Source organism: Luteococcus sp. H91 (assembly GCF_038433135.1).
In the GTDB taxonomy this organism is placed as follows: Bacteria; Actinomycetota; Actinomycetes; order Propionibacteriales; family Propionibacteriaceae; genus Luteococcus.
Genome location: NZ_JBCDMV010000039.1, coordinates 1 through 17,156, shown reverse-complemented (window position 1 = coordinate 17,156; position 17,156 = coordinate 1). Strand labels below are relative to the sequence as shown.

Sequence of the window (17,156 nt, the reverse complement as noted above, 5' to 3'; positions counted from 1 at the left end):
GCGCATCACCCGGGTGACCGCCTCGATCTCTTCCTCGCCGACGATCGGCCTGGCCGGCGGGATGAATGCTTCAGTCACTTGGTTTCCTCCGAATCAGTGCTGGCGGACCCTTCGGCCACCAGGGTCAGGGTTTCGTTCTCCTCGACGAAGACGTCACCGGTCTTCTCGTCGCGGAACTGCTTCTTGCCCGTGGCGTCGGTGCCGTCCTCGACCAGCGGGAAGCCCGAACGGCCCACCCACTTGATCCGCCGCGCGGGAACGCCCGCCACCAGCGCATAGTCGGGAACGTCCTTGACGACGACGGAACCGGCCGCGACCGTGGCCCAGCGGCCAACGGTCACCGGGGCGACGCAGGTGGTACGCGCACCTATCGAGCAACCCTCCTTGAGGGTCACGCCGACCGGCTCCCAGTCCGACGCGCTCTTGACGGTGCCGTCGGGATTGATCGCCCGCGGGAAGTGGTCATTGGTCAGCACCACGGCCGGGCCGATGAAGACGCCGTCCTCGAGGTATGCCGGCTCGTAGACAAGGGCGTAGTTCTGGATCTTGCAGTTGTTGCCGACGTGCACACCTTCACCGATGTAGGCGCCCCGACCGACGATCACATTGGTACCGAGCTCCGCGCCATGGCGCACCTGCGCCAGATGCCAGATCGAGGAGCCGTCACCAATCGTGACTCCCTCGTCCATGTCGGCGGTGGGCTGGATGCGTACGTTGTTCAACTTGGCCTCCAAGGGCAGCGTGGTCTACTCGGTCAAGGCTATCGCGCGCATTCCTCCCTGTCGCAGCCGACAGGCGACAAGCCGGCAGGGAAAGGATCGCCGGGTTGGCTTCCCGGCCCGAAACCCCGCCGACGCACGGCGGGGAATCGTCACCTTCCAGCTAGGATCATCGGGTGCACACCGATGACGAAACCGTTGACCTGCTCGGCTACCTGTCCCGCCTGCTGCGCTACTGGCTGCCCGCCACGCTGGTGGCACTCGCAGTGCTGGGCGCCGCTGTGGGCGCGACCTTCCTCCGCACCGGCAGCACCCCCGCGCAGGCCGATCACCAGGCCAAGGCCCACATCATGCTGCAGTTGGAGAGCGCGGGCGACACCGCGGGCGACGTCGGCCTGAAGGCAGAATTGCTCTCCCAGTGGATGCGCACCTTCGTCGCCCTGCAGGATCTTCCGGTGATGATGGACGACGTCTCCAAGGCGATGGGTGGGAAGTACACGCCAGACGAGGTGCGGGACATGACCTCCTTCTACTGGGGTGGTGGCTCCATGCTGCTGGCCGTCAACGCGACTGCCCCCAACGAGGAGGATTCGCTGAAGATGGCCGATGCTCTGGCCAGCTCCCTGATCTCCCACGAGGCGGGGATCGTGAAGTTGCCCAAGGAGAAGGTGCCTGCCATGGTCCAGGTGGAATCCGCCAAGAGCATGAGCCCCGATGACCCCGAGGCCATCCCCACCGGCAGCAAGGCCGGCGGACTGCTGCCGGCCGTCGCCGCCGCCCTGGCGGCCTGGCTGGTGACCGCCTTCCTGCTGGAGGCCCGCCAGGCCCGGCGCACCCGCGGCAAGGCCGTCGACACCGCGGCACGATGATCGCGATCCCCCGGCCGCGATGGTCGGGACCGCTCGCCGAGCGCGACGTCACGGTCCTGCTCTGGCTGGCAGCCTTTCTGGTCACGGCCCGGATCCCGATGGGCTTCGTCGCCCTGCTGGTGCTGCCCGCCGTCGTCGTGCTGGTGCACGGCCTGTCCCGCTCGGCCCGGCTGCCGCACCGACTGCTCCGGCTGCTGCAGGTCTGCGGCATCACCGCCCTGTTCGGCGTGCTCACCACCAATCCGGCGCTGCTGGCCGGCACCGGCAACAACCTGATCATCATCGTGGCCATCGCCCTGGTGGCGGCGGCCATCTTCCGGGGGCACCTGCGCGAACGGGCAGCCCGTCGGCTCTTCGACGGGATCTACGCGGGCCTGCTGTTCAGCTGGGGACTGAGCATCTTCGAGGCCGTCACCGGCTTCAAGTTCCTGCCGCTGCTGTACCCCACCGGCAACACCGCCGTCGCCATCAAGGCCAACCGCTTCTTCGTGGCGGCGCTCTTCCCCAACTTCAACGACTACTCCGTCGCGATGGCCCTGCTGTTCATCTGCGTCCTGGCGCGGATGGTCTTCCAGCCCCGGGTCAGCCAGCTGGCCACACTGGGCCGCTGGTCCATCCTGGCCACCACCACCTTCTTCATCGCCTACATGGGCTCGCGCGGTGCGCTGGGCGGGGTGGTGCTGGCCGCCCTGATCATCGCCCTGCTCTCCGTGCGGATCGTCCGCCCGGGCGCCATCAGCTTCCGGATGATCTTCGCGGCCGGCGCCCTGGGTGTGATCGGGCTGGCGGCCCTGGCGATGAGCCCCTGGGTTCAGGACAACTCCACCGCCACCCGCGGAATCATCTTCCGCAAGGTGAGGGAGATGCTGGCCGACAACCCGATGCGGGCCCTGATCGGCTGGGGCAGCAACACCGAGTACCAACGGGCGGCGCGGGCGGTCTACGGCAACACCCTGATGGATCCGCACAACATGCTGCTGGAATTCGTCGTCTGGTTCGGCATCCCCGGCCTGCTGGTCTACCTGGCCTGCTGGTGGTTCGTCACCCGTCGCGGCGTGCTCCGCCAGCGCAGCAATCCCGGCTGGCGGGTGGTGGCCGCCAGCGTCGTGACCATGGTCTACCCGCTGCTCGGCCTGGTCACCTCGTCGACGCTGCGCTACCACCAGGTGTGGCTGTGGCTGATCGTGGCCTTCGCCGGGCTGACCGGCAGCGCCCGCGGCCTGGGCGCCGCCCCGGCAACGCGGGCCTCCGCCGACCAGGCCTCACTGGCCGCCGAGGCGGACCAGGCTGTCCATCAGTGAGCTGAAATTCTTGGCCTGGTCGTAGTTGTGCTCGACGACGGCCCGGGCGGCGGCCCGCTGGTCGGCGAGCTTGCACCGCTCGTGCCAGGCCCACAAAGCCTGGGCCACCTCCTGCCCGTCGGGAGCCGGCGACAGCAGCTGGCCACCGGCCCCCCCGGCCGGCACGATGTCTCCGATGCCGCCCACCGCGGGGGCCAGGACGGGCACCCCGAAGGCCATCGCCTCCATGATGGAAACCGGCACACCCTCCGACTCCGAGGTGTTGACGAACAGATCCACCGGGGCCTGCGCCAGGTGCTCCCGGATGGTGGTGTTGGCCACATTTCCGGGCAGGTCGACGTGCAGATTGGCCAGCGCCTGCGGCCCGTCGGTCAGCTCCCGGGTGCGGGCGGTGAACTCGTCGTACTGGGCGCCGCCGCCGAAGTGGGTCCAGTGCACCTGCAGCTCCGGATGCTGCCGGGCGAGCTCGGCCACCGCGTCGACCATCCGGTCGATCCGCTTCACCGGGTTCATCAGGGCGGTGCTCATCAGCCGCAGCTCACCGGCCGATGAGGTGGCGGCACCGCGCTCGGGTACTTCAACGCCCAGCGGACTCAGCCGCACGATCGACTCCGGAAGGCCGTACTGCTCGATCACCGCGGCCCGGCCGTCGACGGAGATGGCCAGCTGGGCATCCAGCTGCGGCCCGAGCTGCCGCTTGAGCCCCAGGTAGCCGCTGGGGTGGCGATCCTCGTAGAGGTCGTAGCGGTGGGCGCGGCTGACGACGTGCCCGACCCCCTTGCCCTTGAGCAGTTGGGCGCCATAGGTCCAGACATCCCACCAGTAGGTGTAGACCACGTCGATCGGGCCGTTGCGCTCGATCCAGGACGCCAGCGCATCACGATGCGCCAGTGCACCGCCGACGGCGCGCACGCACTCCTGGGCGGTGGCCCGGTTGAGCCGCTTGTGCCGCGCCAGCCAGCCGATCTCTCGCCAGAACAGGCCGGTGCGCACCGCCGCCAGCCGGGCGCGCCGCCGCTGTGCGGGGCTGATCCGAGCGATGCAGTCGTCGGTGCGCACGCTGGCCGGGAGCGGCCGGGGCTCGCCCTCCATCTTCCAGGGCATCACGATCACCTCGGCGTCGTCCCGCTCCCAGAAAGGCGCCTCCGGCTCGACGAACTGCTCCCCGGGCAGCCAGGGGAAGGCTCGGGTGATGATCACGATGCGGGTCATGCGGACACCTCCACGGATGCGGATTGATCTTGCCGGACGGGGCCACGCAGTCCCCAGGTGGCGGCCAGCACCAGCCACCACCAGAAGCTGATGGCGAAGTTCTTGAACAGGTAGTGGTCGACGGCGAAGGCGACCAGGGTGGCGAACAGTGCCAGCGGAACCACCAGGGTGGCCAGCGACGCCAGCGCCTCGGCCGCGGGGGCACCGGGGGCGGTGCGCAGCATGGTGCGCCAGGCCACGACCAGCTGCCAGACCACCGCACCGACCAGCACCAGCAGCAGGGCGGCCCCCACCAGGCCGAGTTCGGCCAGCACCCCCAGGTAGAGGGAGTGCGGATTGGTCAGCGAACGGCCGTAGCCGGTCTGGATCACGCCGCGCCACGGCACCGGGCTGGCACCGGACTCGTAGAAGTACCACGGCCACATCCGGCCCGAACCGACCCCCAGCCAGGTGTTGTGGCCGCTCGCCTGCCAGGTTCGCCAGGCCGTCTCGTAGTTGGCCGCCCGGAACTGTTCGTTGGGCTGGACCAAGCGTCGGGCCACCGGGAAGACGGCCATCAGGGCCACCAGCAGCGCAACCAGGGCGCCTGACAGCGCCAGCACCAGCTTGATCCGGCCGCGCATCGCGAAGGCGACACCCAGCAGGCCCAGAAAGACCAGCAGGCTCAACAGCCCGGCGCGGGAGCCGGTCATCAGGATGCCCAGCAGGCAGACGGCCACCCCAGCCAGGCTCCAGCGGCGGTGCTCGTCGCGCAGGGCGGAGCGCAGCAGAACCGCCCCAGCCAGCAGCAGCACGACGTGGTAGATCGCGGCACCGCCCATGCCCGTGCCCAACCGCAGGGAGTGGTTGGCCAGCATGGTGCGAGGCCCGGCCAGCAGGGTGGTGGCGGCCAGCAGCATCGAGGCCCGCCAAAGCAGCACAGGGCGACGGGCGGGACTGACCGCGGCCATCAGCCCCCAGGCCGAGGCGGTGGTGGCGATGGCGGTGACCACCGGGACCACCAGGTACGGGCGGGAGACGTCCACCCAGGGCTTCAACACCCGCGGCAAGGGGGTGTTCAAGGACGACCACAGCGCCCAGCCCAACAGGACCAGGAAGGAGCCGAGCACCAGGTTGCCGCTGCGGGTACGCAGGCCGGGACGGAGCAGCCAGGGCAGGGTCAACACGCTCACCGCACCGAAGCCGAGCAGGAAGAGGGAGACGACGGCCGGGCGACCGTTCAGCCCCACCCGCAGGTTCACCAGTTGCATCACCACCAAGGCAAGGCCGAGCGCGTACTGGACCAGCCGGTCCATGGTGAACCGTCCGGGCCTGGGAGGAAGCGGGATTGCGTCTGCCACAGCCACACCTTAGACGCCGCTGAGGCTCGGACTGCTGGTGGGCGTCGGCGGCTCGGTAGGATCACCGCATGAGCGACGCCCCGCACAACAGGCCGCGCATGATCTTCCATGCGCCCTATCCCCTGAACCGCATGGCCACCAGCGCCAGCGGGATCCGCCCCGTCCGGATGCGGGATGCCTTCGAGTCGCTGGGCTATGAGGTCTGGGAGGTGACCGGAACCAGCGGCCAGCGGGTCGAGGCCGCCGCGAAGGTGCGCCGCGCCCTGGCCGACGGCCTGCACTTCGACTTCTGCTATTCCGAGTCGTCCACCATGCCGACGCTGCTGACGGACCCAGACCACCTGCCGCACCACCCGCTGGTGGACTTCGCGCTGCTGCGCACCCTGCGCGCGCACGGAACCCGCGTCGGGCTGTTCTACCGCGACATCTACTGGCGCTTCCCCAACTACGGCGTCGGGCTGAATCCGGTGAAGAAGTACTCCGCGCTGGCCGCCTACCGGCATGACCTGCTGGCCTACCGCCGGGCCACCGACGTGCTCTTCCTGCCCAGCCGGGAGATGGCCGCGCATGTGGGCGATCCCAGGCTGACCTACTCGCCGCTGCCACCGGGGCACGACGTCCCGGAACCGACGGAGGTCTCGCCCGAGCCGCTGCGGATGCTCTACGTCGGCGGGATCGGCGCCCACTACCGGCTGCATGCCCTCACCCAGGCCATGGCCGACGTGCCCGAGGCGCACCTGGTGCTGTGCTGCCGGGAGGCCGACTGGGCGGCGATCCGCGACGAGTACGAGCCGCTGCCCCCGAATGTGGAGGTGGTGCACCGCTCCGGCGAGGAGCTCAAGGAGCTCTACCAGCGCACCAATGTGGCGGTGGTCTACGCAGAGCCGGTGGAGTACTGGGATTTTGCCGCGCCGGTGAAGGTCTACGAATACCTGGGCAATGGCAAGCCGATGATTGCCAGCGAGGGCTCGCTGACCGGGCGTTTCGTCGCCGAGAACCGGCTGGGCTGGTCGCTGCCCTATTCACGGGAAGCGGCCACCGAACTGCTGCGACACCTGGTGGCCAGCCCCGACGAGGTGCACCGCGCCCACCAGGACGTGATGGGCGCCCGTGAGGGCCACACCTGGCTGGAGCGGGCCCGCACCGTGGTGCGCGAACTGACCGGCGCCGAGCCAGGTGACCGGCGGGCCGACGGCCCGCGCAGCGTGCTGCTGGTCTCGGCCGCCAATTCGATCCACACGGCCCGGTGGGCCAATGCCCTGGTCGATCGCGGGCTGGAGGTGCACCTGGCCTCCACCCATGACCCGGCCGACCAGTCCTATGACGATCGGGTCACGCTGCACCGGCTGCCCAACCCCCGCGGGACGGGCTACGTCGCCGCCGCCCCGGCCGTGCGCACCCTGGTGCAGCGCTTGCGGCCGGATCTGGTGAACACCCACTACGCCAGCGGCTACGGCACCCTCTCCCGGATCGCGCTGACCGGGCTGTCCGTGCCGCACCTGCTCTCGGTCTGGGGCTCCGACGTCTACGAATTCCCGGATCGCAATCCGGCGCTGGCCAAGCTGCTGCGCGGCAACCTGGCCGCCGCCACCCGCGTCGCCTCCACCAGCCGGGCGATGGCCGAGCGCACCCGTCACTTCACCGACAAGCAGATCAGCGTCACCCCCTTCGGGATCGACACCGAACGGTTCACCCCGGCCGCGCAGCGCCCAGCGCGCGACGAAGGGGGGCGCGACGAGGTGGTGGTGGGTACGGTCAAGCTGCTCAAGCCGGTCTACGGGATCGACACCCTGATCCGGACCTTCGTCCGGGCCCGGGAGATCGTCGCCGCGGCCGGCGGCCCCGCGCTGCGGCTGCAGATCACCGGCGGCGGTCCCGCCGAGGCCGACCTGCGACGGCTGGCCGACGAGCTGGGCCTGCCCGATGCCCTGACCGGCAAGGCACCGCACGAGCAGGTGCCGGACCGGCTGCGCGAGCTGGACATCTACGTCGCGCTCAGCCGTCAGGAGAGTTTCGGCGCCGCGATCCTGGAGGCGGGGGCCTGCGGGCTGCCCGTCGTCGTCTCCGACACCGAGGGACCCGCCGAGGTGACCATCGACGGCCAGACCGGCATCATCATCGGCGTCGACGACGTCGAGCAGGCCGCCCAGGCGATTGCCCGGCTGGCGCTGGATCCGGCGTTGCGGGCCCGGATGGGTGCCGCCGGGCGCACCCACGTGGAGGACACCTATTCCTGGTCTGCTTCGGTGGATGCCATGCTGGACGCCTACCGGCTGACCGTGGGCGAGGCCCGATGACGGGCATCGAGCAGGAGCCCGGGGCAGCCCCCGCACCGCAGAGCCTGGCCCAGCGGCTGCGCTCCAACACCTTCCTCAAGCACGTCCTCACCCTGATGACGGGAACGGCCGTCGCGCAGGTGATCCCGCTGGTGGCCCGGCCGCTGCTGAGCCGGATGTACACCGACGCCGACTTCGGGCTCTACTCGCTCTACATGGCGCTGGGTTCCGGCATCGCGGCGGTGGGTGCCCTGCGCTATGACTTGGCCGTGGTCACCCCGAAGCGCGACGTCGAGGCCCGCTCCGTACTCAACCTGGCCAGCCGGCTGGCGCTGGTCACGGCCGGGCTGAGCATCGTCGGGCTGAGCATCTTCGCCAAACCCGTCGCCGGGCTGCTGAAGGATCCGTCGCTGGCGCCCTACCTACCGCTGGTGGGCCTGCTGGTCTTTGCCATGACCCAGCTCTCCAGCCGTTTGTACTGGCTGAACCGGCGGCAGCGGTACAAGGAGATGGCCCGCAACAAGATGGGGCAGTCGATCGGCACCACCGCCACCCAGCTGGGTGTCGGCCTGCTCTGGGCAGGGCCCTTGGGGATGATCGTCGGCAGCCTGGTTGGCCAGTGGTTCAGCATGATCAACCTGTGGCGGCTGACCCGACACGAGACCCGACGTCAGGACGGCGACCCGGCCCTGCGCACCGTCGCCGAGGAGCACAAGAAGATGCCCCTGGTGCAGGGCCCCAATGCCCTGGTGGACCAGATTCGGCTGCAGGGCATCAACCTGCTGGTGGCCGCCTTCTTCACCAAGGCAGTCCTGGGGCAGTTCGCCCAGGCCTGGACGCTCCTGCAGATGCCGATGGGCCTGATCAACGGGGCCCTGACCCAGGTCTTCTACCAGAAGCTGGCCACCACCCGTCGGGGCAAGATGTTCCCGGTGGTGCGCAATGCCGTGGTGCGGTCGCTGGCGATCGGCATCATCCCCTTCACCCTGATCTGGCTGCTGGCGCCGTGGCTCTTCCCCTTCGTGCTGGGCTCCAAGGGCAACCACGACTGGACCCTGGCCGGGCAGATCGCCCGCTGTCTGGTGCCGTGGCTCTACCTGAACTTCGTCACCTCGCCGATCTCGCTGATGTTCATCACCGTGAAGCGGCAGGGCACCATGTTCCTCTTCGCCTGCGCCTACGCCGCGGTGCCGCTGACCCTGATCTGGCGCTACCACTCCAGCATTCTGCAAACCATGACGATGGTCTCCTGGAGCATGGCCGGGCTGCTGGTGGTCTTCATCCTGCTGGCGCTGTGGGCGGCCTGGAGCTTTGACCGGGAACCCACCGACGACGAGACCGACGGCAGTGAGGTCAGCGCGGACGAGGCCGTCGAGCTGGCCGAGGCCCGCACCGAGGAGGGCTGAGCCGGCCGCCGGTTTCAGTCAGCTGGCCCAGGCGCCGGTGAAGTACTGCCAGGCCCACCACAGCATCGCCAGCGTGCTGCCCGCGGTGAAGGCGACGACGGCGATCCGGCTGGCCAGCACGGAGCCGGGCAGCACCGGGCCGCCGGCGGCGTGCCGACCCGCGGCGGGCTGGGCCTTCGCCGGGGCCGGGGCAGGCTGCGTCGATGCCTCGGGAAAGGCCACTCGCGCGAGCTCCGCCACCAGCAGCCACAGCGGGAACCAGAGCAGCACCGCACGGTTGACGCTCATGAACCACCAGGAGGTGGCGAAGGCAAAGACCTGCACCCCCACCCAGCCGGCCTGGGCCCAGCGTCGCCGCACCAGCAGCACGACGCTGACCAGCAGCCCGACCGCCATCGAGACCACCTCGGCGCCGAAGACCGTCGCCACCGCCGGCCGATCCGGCCAGCGCGACCGCTTGGCGGCATCCAGGGTGTGCTGCAGGGCGTCCAGCGGGTTCGTGAAGCCACGGTTCCAGCCACTCTGCTGCGCCTCGAACCAGGCCCGCCAGGAGCCCGTGAGGTGGTGCAGGTAGGCGACGTAGCCGAACAGCACCAGGAAGGCCGCGGCGACCAGGGCCGCATGGGTGAGGCGTTTCACCGCGGGGACGCCGTGCTGGGTGAGCGCCAGCAACCCCAGCGCACCGATCAGGAAGAGCCCGGAGACCCGGAAACTGCAGGCCACCGCCGTCAGCAGCGCCGCCTGCCCCCAGTGCTTGTTGCGGGCCCTTTCCCAGGCCCAGAAGGCGGCGGCGCAGAAGGGCGCCTCGGTGTAGCCGATGGCGGTGAAGACCGTCGTCGGGGCGAAGAGCCACAGCCCGGCGGCCACCGGGCCACCCAGCCGGAGCAGCGCCCAGGCCGCCAGCGCCGAACAGATCGCGGCGATCCCCACCCCGGCCAGGCCCATTGGGATCCCCACGGTGTGCGCGGCCCGCAGCAGCAGCGGCAGCCCCGGGAAGAAGGCGCGGTCGATCGGATTGGCGTACCCATTGGTGGCGATCCCCTCGAAGTGCGCCACATCCCAGGCGCTCAGCAGGTCATGCCCGCTGCGTCGCTGGGTGATCATCACCACCAGGGCGATGGCCAGCAGCATCCCCCGGCTGAGCAGCCAACAGCGGGCCACCCACCAGGCGTCGGTGCCCATCCGACGGATACTCACTCCGGCGCTCCGCGGCGGGGTGCGGGCAAGCCCTCCGGCCCCTCCACAGGCTCGGGGATCGTGGTTGGGTCTTGCTCGGACGCAGCCACGGTGGCCGAACCCGTCGAGGCCTCGTCGTCGGGGCCGAAGAAGGAGAGCTCACCCTCCCGGGCACCCAGCGGCTGGTCCGGGGCGTGGTCCAGCACCCCGCCGATCGGATCGTCCACCAGCGGGGTGCGCACCGGATCCTGCCAGGGGTGCAGCAGGTCGTGGCGCACCTGGGCGACCAGCCAGACCAGCACCATCACCCGGAAGACGATGGCGGCCCAGTAAGCGACGTCGCTGCCACCGTCGCCGGGCGAGAGCTGCCCGCCCAGGTGTCCCCAGACCGCCCAGCAGTAGAAGACCTCGGCCACCGACCAGACCGCCCAGTCGGCCAGCTTGGGGCGGGCCAGCGGCACCAGCAGCACCAGCCAGAGCACCTGTTGCGGGGCGTAGACCTTGTTGACCAGCAGCCACCCGGCGACCAGCAGGAAGGCGATCTGCCCCACCCGCGGGCGGCGAGGCGCGCGCAGCACCAGGCTGGAGACCCAGGCCAGCCACGCGATCATCAGGCCCGCCACCAGCACCGACAGCATCGGGATCTTCACCCCGGCGTCGTGCAGCACGAACCAGACCGAGCCCAGATCCGGCCCGCGTCTTTGCCAACTGGCAAAGAAGGCAGTCCAGCCCGACGGATGGGCGATCATCACCGGCAGGTTGATCGCCGCCCAGACCAGCGCGGCCCAGCTGGAGGTGGAGAGCCAGGCGTCGGCCCGGTTGGCCCGCAGGCAGAGCAGCAGCAGGCCGAAGAGCACCAGCAGCGGCCAGAAGCCGGCCGCCACCGCCAGCCCGAACAGGATTCCGCTGGTCCGTTGCCGGCGAAGGGCCCAGGCCAGCAGCGCCGCGGCGCTCAGGCTGACCGCCAGCAGATCCCAGCTGACCAGGGCGCCGGTGATGATGCCGGGGGCGCCGGCCACCAGCAGTGCGTCCCAGCTGCGCACCCGGCCGGAGAGCTGCCGGGTCATTCCCGTCGCCGATCCACGCCCGAGCAGCAGCATGCAGCCCACCAGCAGCAGGAAGCAGCAGAACAGGGTGACGGCGCTGGCCAGGAAGAAGCGGTGGGCGCCGTCCACCATCATCTGGCCGGTGGCCTCGTCGACCGGCCGGGCACCGGCCAGCCGGGCCAGACCGCGGTTGAAAAGCACGAGTGCGCCGACCAGCGGCGGCCGATCCAGCGCGACGTCGCGGAAGGGGACGCCGCCGCGACCCAGCAGGGTGTTCTGGTAGAGCAGCGGAATGTCGGAATAACACAGCCGCATGAACGCATCTACGGGTTGGCCGTCGACGTGCTGCTGGCACGGCCGATGGCGCAGCAACGTGACCAGCCAGGTCAGCGTGGCCATCAGGATCGTCCACGGCACCGGGTTGAACCACACTCCGGTGCGCGCGGCATGCCGCCCCACCGGACCGCCCAGCCTGGATTCAAGATCCAGCCTGGGCGGCAGCTGCGTCGGACGGGCCATGGGCTCAGCCGTTGCCACTGCTGGCGGCCGTGGTGGCCTTGTTCTGGCCAGCATTCTGGCCCTGACCGGTGGTCTTGGCCTGCGTTGTGGTTGCCTTGGTGGGCTGGGTGACCACCTTGGAGGTAGCCACCCTGGTGGGTTGGGCGGGCTGGGTGGCCGGCTGCTTGGTGGTCGCGGGGGCCTTGGCGGTCTCTGGTGCCTTCGCTGTCTCGGGCGCCTTCGCGGTGACGGTCTCGGCCGGCTGGCTCGCCGCGGGTGCCGTGCTCTGCGGCGCCGCGGAGGACTCCTTGGGCTCGCTGGCCGACGGCTTGGCGCTGCTCTTGTCGTCGGAGGAGTCCGTGGAGGATCCCTGGCCGGAACTTCCGGTGCTCTTGCCGGTGGCGGTACGGGTGGGCCGCGGAATGTAGACCCGGCCCTTCTCCTCGCCGTAGTTCACATTGGCCGCGGGCGGGAAGGACTTGTGGTCCTGGCCCTCCATCGCCACCTTCATGAAGTCCCGCCAGACCATCGCCGGGTAGGTTCCGCCGAAGAAGGCGCTGTCGCCGGGGCGGGCGTAGCTGTCCAGCGACTGGTTGCCGTCATCGCCGGCCACGAACATCACCGAGGTGGAGATCTGCGGGGTGAAGGCGGTGAACCAGGCCGAGGTGATGATGCTCTTGCCTTCGCGGGTGATGCCATTGGTACCGGTCTTGCCGGCCACCTCGAAGCCCATCCCGGCCACCCGGCCGCCGGTACCGCTGCTGACCACGGAGCGCAGCGCGGAGGTCACGTCGCGGGAGACGTCCTGCTCGATGCTCTGCTTGCCCTTGGTGTCTGCGGTGTAGAGCACCTTGCCCTTGGCGTCCTTGACCTCGGCGACGACGTGGTTGGCCACGTGCACCCCGTCATTGCCCAGGGTTGCATAACCGCCCGCATTCTCCAGCGGGCTGAGCTCGGCGATGCCGAGCGCGATCCGGCCATTGGGATCCCAACCGGCACCCTTGGCCACGCCCGCGTCATTCGCGGCCTTGATGATCGCCTCCGGGCCGCCGTCGATCTTCTCCGTCATGTCGACGAAGGCGGTGTTGATGGATTCGGCCAGCGCCTTGCGCAGGGTGACGGTGCCGTACTGCATGCTGAACTCGTTGCGGATCGGCACCGAGTCGCCCCGCGGGGTGTAGGTGTTGCCGTTCAGGCTGGAGCGCAGGCTGAGGCCATTGCGCAGACCGGCGATGGTGGCATAGGTCTTGAAGGTGGAGGCGGCGGGACGGTCCGTCGTCGCCCAGTTGCGGTTGTTCTTGATGTAGTCGGCGCCACCATAGGCGGCCAGCACCTCACCGGTGCCCACCTTCACCGACGCGATCGCGGGATGGATGGCCGCGGCGCCACCGGAGCCATTGGCCCCGACGACCTTCTTGTAGTAAGTGCCGACGTCGATCGCCCGCTCCTGCAACTTATGGTCGAAGGTGGTGGTGATGGTCAGGCCGCCGCCCTCGATCTGGCCCTGGGTGAAGCCCTTGGCCATCAGCTCCTCCTGCACCATCTTCATCAGGTAGCCATTGGTGCCGCCCCAGCGCTGGTTGAGCGGAATGTCCGGGAATTCCGGCAGCGCCTTGCTCCATTGCGCGTACTGGGCCGGGGTGATCTTGCCGGCCTCCTGCAGGCCCTGCAGCACGTAGCGGTAGCGATCCAGCAGTCGCGCGGTGTTGCCCTTGGCCGCCGACGGGTCATAGGCCGACGGATTGTTCAGCACGCTGGCCAGCACCGCGGCCTGCGGGATGTTCAGTTCCTTCGCGTCGATGTTGAAGTAGCTCTTGCTGGCGGCCTGGATGCCGTAGGCGCCGCGGCCGTAGTAGATGGTGTTCAGGTAGCCTTGGAGGATCTCCTCCTTGCTCATCTCCTTGCCCATCTTGGTGGCCAGCGCCAGCTCCCGCAGCTTGCGGGACATGGTGCGGTCCTGGCTGAGGTAGAGCACCTTGATGTACTGCTGGGTGATGGTGGAGCCGCCCTGCACATCGCCACCGCGGGCAATCGTCCAGGCCGAGCGCACGATGCCCGACGGGGAGATGCCCCGGTCGGTCCAGAAGCTGCGGTTCTCCGCCGCCACCACCGCGTCCTTGATGGAGGCCGGCATCTGCTCGTAGGGCAGGCTCTGCCGGTTCTGCACGGCGAAGCTGCCCAGCTTGGTCTTCGAGTCGTTGTAGTACAGGAAGGTGGTGTTGGTGGTGAAGTCCTTGTTGGGGTCCGGCAGCGACGTGCGGTTGTAGAAGACCAGGCCACCGATCATTCCCGCCAGCGCCATCAGCAACAGCCCGATCACGCCGACCCCGAGGATCTTCACCCACAGGCTGTGCTTCTTGCGCGGCGTGCCGGCCTTCCCGGTGGCAGGTTCGGCGGGGCTGGCCCCACTGCCGTCGGCGCTCTTGGGTGTCTTGTCAGCCATAGATGTCCTCAACTGTTTCCTGACGGCGCGGCGGCCTGCGCTTCCTGCCATCCCCGAGTTTGTAGGTGAGCACCAGGTGGTTCCAGAAGCAGTCGGGGCAGACCTCGACCACCCTGACCGTGAACTCGCCGTACTGGTCCTGCATCTCCGCCAGCTCCTCGCTGGACTTGATTCGTCCGCTGAACTGCCCCAACTGGTCGCCGAAGGTGTAGTTCAGATTGGTGAGTCGCTCGCCACCGCAGACCGGGCAGTCCTGGTCGCTCGACTCACCGTGGTGCAGCGCGGCCCGCACCAGCAGCGGATCCGCATCACAGGGACCGTTCTCGCTGAGGGCGCGTTGCGGCTGCTGCAGGGCCACCAAGGCTCGGCGACGCTGCAACGCATGACTCATCACCTCACGCTGCGACCACATAGATGGCTACCAGCCTATGCGCCGTTGCCTGACATCCCGCTGAGACGGGGGCGTGTTCTGTGCCCGTCGACGGGCTGGTGGCCGCGGCGACGGAGCCGCCTACCGGCCGACGGCCGCGCTGCCACTACCCTTGCGGAATGAAGTCCAAGGCAAGCTCGTCCCCCGCCCAACTGGTTGCGGTCAACGGCCGCGGCATCCTGTCGCCCAAGAAGCACATCGCGACGGCCGACGACCTGGGATTCACCCGGGGTGACGGGGTCTTCGACGCCACCCGCGTCCTGACCGCCTCCGACGGCGTGTCCACCGTCGACAACCTGGACGAGCACCTGACCCGGATGGACCGTTCCTTCCTCGCGCTGTGCGGGGAACACATCGACCATGATGCGTGGCACACGCTGATCGGGGAGGCCGTCGAGGCCTGGAGCCATCCCGGCGAGGCCACCCTGAAGCTGATGCAGACCTCCGGGCTGGAGAGCACCCAGGGCATTCCGCTGCTGGTGCTCAGCATCACCGAGATCACCCCGGCCGCCCTGGCCCAGCGCGACGGGATCGACGTCGTGACCCTGAGCCGCGGCATGGCCAGTGATGCCCATGTCAACGCGCCGTGGCTGCTGGGGGGCGTGAAGTCGCTCAGTTACGGCGTGAACATGGCCGCCAAGCGCGAGGCGCACCGGCGCAAGGCCGACGACGTGCTGTTCACCAGCACCGACGGTTACTGTCTGGAGGGCCCCACCGCCGCCCTGCTCGTCGCCCGCGACGGCATGCTGACCACCACGCCGGTGGAGGGCACCGGAATCCTGGACTCGATCACTCAGAAGCAGGTCTTCGCCGCCGCCGCCAAGGACGGCTGGAAGACCGAGTACCGGCTGATGAAGCCCAAGGATCTGGCCAAGGCCGACGGGGTCTGGCTGGTCAGCTCGGTTCGGGGCGCCGCCCCGGTGCTCACCCTCGACGGGCGTGAGCTGACCACGGACAAGAAGCTCACCAAGAAGATCAAGGGCTACGCGGGCTTCAAGAGCTGAGCTCTGGGCGCACGAAAGGCGCACCAGCCCGGGAAAGAGCAGGCCCCCGACGGATGACCGTCGGGGACCTTGTGGTGGAGCGTACGGGGTTCGAACCCGTGACCTATTGCTTGCAAAGCAAGTTGGATAGGGCGTTTGGGCAGGTCAGAGGCGGTTTGCAGATCGCTCGGGGCACATCTGGGGCACACGCGGCGTCTGGCGTGCCTTGAGGTGCCATGAACAGACTGTCGCCCCGGGAGCCTGAGCGGTGGGCTCGAATGGTCGCCGGGGCGATACAGGTCTCAGTCTAGGTGCCATCGTCAGACTCTGTTCACCTACTAGCAGGCCTAATGTCGGTGCTTGCCAGCGATGAACACAAACCACACCAGGGGCCCCAAGAATGGGAAGCCAAGTGTTGCGAGGATGAACAAGAGCTTCTCGCCGCCCGAGATTGGTGAGCCCACGATGGACACGACGGCAGCGAGCCAGAAGGCCACCAAGAGAGCGGCCATAGTGGCTACGGCGACCCAGATGTGCTGTGGTTGCGCTGTCTCCAGCGAGATGTGCAGCGGTTGGTACATGAGATTCTTCTCCTGATGCTGTAGTGGTCTCCCCGGCTGATGGTGCTGGGGGTCTGTTCGGCTCAGTCGTTGCTGCGTCTGTCGTTCTGCAGCAGTCGGTGGTGGAGCGGTGTCGAGGCGGCGACTGCGCCGGCGGCGATGGCGAGTCCGAGCAGGAGGACGACCAGGAGACGCCAAGGGGTACCGGTCACGGCCATTCCGGAGGCGATGAGTTGTTGCCGCATCGGCCAGGCAAGGGCTACACCCATGAGGCTGCCCATTGCGGTGCTGCCCATCAAGGGCAGGAGTGTCTCCAGCCACATGGTTCTGAGGGCGAAGGTGCTGGGGGCTCCCATGCGCTGCAGGGCACGGCTCTGGTGTGCGCGGTCGACGGTGGCAGAGGCTTGGGTGATGAGCAGGTGGGCAGCGGTGAGGAGTAGGCCGGCTCCCAGGGCGATGATTCCTCCGGTAACGAGGTCCGGTTGGGCCCTGTCCATGAAGGTCTGCTCGGTGGGCGTCGGGTTCTCGGCCAGGTCGTAGGAGAACGGGGCGCAGGCAAGGGAGCTCGCAATGAAGGCCAGGACAGCAGTGTTGGACGCACGTCGCCACGTCGCACGGGGATCGTTCACGATCCGCCATGAAGCCAGCCGGAGTGCCGCCCCAGGTGCATGCCGGGCCACGGGCCGGGTGAGCAGTTGGAGCAGCCATGGGCCGATGAGGTCCACCGCGATCAGGAAGAGAACCACGACAGCCGCGACCACGAGAAGAACAGAGGTGTTCTGTTCGACGCGGATGGTGTTCACGAAGACGTAGCAGGCCAACAGGATCGCGGGGAAGGCAGCCAATCGCCACAGGGAGGCCCGCGGACCGCGGGTGCGACGTGCAACACCCAGCGGC

At 68.9% G+C, this 17,156-nt stretch carries 14 protein-coding genes; 5 read left to right on the top strand and 9 right to left on the bottom strand.

All coding sequences use genetic code 11. The features are described 5' to 3' along the window. Positions 1-74: 74 nt before the first annotated feature. Positions 75-689, bottom strand: coding sequence for an acyltransferase (locus tag AAEX57_RS15650; protein WP_342093224.1), 615 nt, complete (start codon positions 687-689; stop codon positions 75-77). 206 nt (positions 690-895) lie between these two features. On the opposite strand from AAEX57_RS15650, the gene AAEX57_RS15645 reads away from it, so the two are divergent. Together AAEX57_RS15645 and AAEX57_RS15640 are read left to right on the top strand one after the other, a co-directional pair. Continuing rightward, positions 896-1,588, top strand: a complete 693-nt coding sequence (locus AAEX57_RS15645; protein ID WP_342093213.1) for a hypothetical protein — start codon at positions 896-898, stop codon at positions 1,586-1,588. Then, positions 1,585-2,889, top strand: coding sequence for an O-antigen ligase family protein (locus AAEX57_RS15640; protein WP_342093214.1), 1,305 nt, complete (start codon positions 1,585-1,587; stop codon positions 2,887-2,889). The genes AAEX57_RS15645 and AAEX57_RS15640 overlap by 4 nt, the downstream gene beginning before the upstream one ends. On the opposite strand, the gene AAEX57_RS15635 is transcribed toward AAEX57_RS15640, so the two are convergent. Together AAEX57_RS15635 and AAEX57_RS15630 are read right to left on the bottom strand one after the other, a co-directional pair. Further along, positions 2,851-4,101, bottom strand: a complete 1,251-nt coding sequence (locus AAEX57_RS15635; RefSeq protein WP_342093215.1) for a glycosyltransferase — start codon at positions 4,099-4,101, stop codon at positions 2,851-2,853. The two genes, AAEX57_RS15640 and AAEX57_RS15635, sit on opposite strands and share 39 nt — an antisense overlap. Continuing rightward, positions 4,098-5,396 (bottom strand): O-antigen ligase family protein, encoded by a 1,299-nt coding sequence (locus AAEX57_RS15630; protein ID WP_342093216.1) that lies wholly within the window; start codon positions 5,394-5,396, stop codon positions 4,098-4,100. Before AAEX57_RS15630 ends, AAEX57_RS15635 begins: the two co-directional genes overlap by 4 nt. Positions 5,397-5,509: 113 nt before the next feature. On the opposite strand from AAEX57_RS15630, the gene AAEX57_RS15625 reads away from it, so the two are divergent. Both AAEX57_RS15625 and AAEX57_RS15620 read left to right on the top strand, forming a co-directional pair. Beyond that, complete coding sequence (locus tag AAEX57_RS15625) at positions 5,510-7,738, top strand: glycosyltransferase (RefSeq protein ID WP_342093217.1); 2,229 nt, start codon at positions 5,510-5,512, stop codon at positions 7,736-7,738. Further along, on the top strand, positions 7,735-9,123 hold the full coding sequence (locus AAEX57_RS15620; RefSeq protein ID WP_342093218.1) for a lipopolysaccharide biosynthesis protein: 1,389 nt from the start codon (positions 7,735-7,737) through the stop codon (positions 9,121-9,123). The genes AAEX57_RS15625 and AAEX57_RS15620 overlap by 4 nt, the downstream gene beginning before the upstream one ends. Before the next feature lie 18 nt (positions 9,124-9,141). On the opposite strand, the gene AAEX57_RS15615 is transcribed toward AAEX57_RS15620, so the two are convergent. Genes AAEX57_RS15615 through AAEX57_RS15600 form a run of 4 tightly spaced genes read right to left on the bottom strand, consistent with a single transcriptional unit; the run spans position 9,142 to position 14,698 of the window. Continuing rightward, positions 9,142-10,305 carry a hypothetical protein gene (locus AAEX57_RS15615; RefSeq protein WP_342093225.1) on the bottom strand — a complete coding sequence of 388 codons (1,164 nt, stop codon included), beginning with the start codon at positions 10,303-10,305 and terminating at the stop codon, positions 9,142-9,144. 11 nt (positions 10,306-10,316) lie between these two features. Then, positions 10,317-11,864 carry a hypothetical protein gene (locus AAEX57_RS15610; RefSeq protein WP_342093219.1) on the bottom strand — a complete coding sequence of 516 codons (1,548 nt, stop codon included), beginning with the start codon at positions 11,862-11,864 and terminating at the stop codon, positions 10,317-10,319. Positions 11,865-11,868: 4 nt separating this feature from the next. Next, positions 11,869-14,286, bottom strand: coding sequence for a transglycosylase domain-containing protein (locus AAEX57_RS15605; protein ID WP_342093220.1), 2,418 nt, complete (start codon positions 14,284-14,286; stop codon positions 11,869-11,871). After that, positions 14,279-14,698 (bottom strand): DUF5318 family protein, encoded by a 420-nt coding sequence (locus AAEX57_RS15600; protein WP_342093221.1) that lies wholly within the window; start codon positions 14,696-14,698, stop codon positions 14,279-14,281. Before AAEX57_RS15600 ends, AAEX57_RS15605 begins: the two co-directional genes overlap by 8 nt. A 137-nt stretch (positions 14,699-14,835) precedes the next feature. Between AAEX57_RS15600 and AAEX57_RS15595 the strand changes: the two genes are divergently transcribed. After that, entirely contained in the window at positions 14,836-15,720 is an 885-nt protein-coding gene (locus AAEX57_RS15595) for an aminodeoxychorismate lyase (protein ID WP_342093222.1), read from the top strand. 326 nt (positions 15,721-16,046) lie between these two features. On the opposite strand, the gene AAEX57_RS15590 is transcribed toward AAEX57_RS15595, so the two are convergent. Further along, entirely contained in the window at positions 16,047-16,280 is a 234-nt protein-coding gene (locus AAEX57_RS15590; RefSeq protein WP_342097810.1) for a PLDc N-terminal domain-containing protein, read from the bottom strand. A gap of 62 nt (positions 16,281-16,342) precedes the next feature. Further along, positions 16,343-17,156: FtsX-like permease family protein (locus tag AAEX57_RS15585; RefSeq protein WP_342097809.1), on the bottom strand; the 814-nt coding region annotated here is incomplete at its 5' end.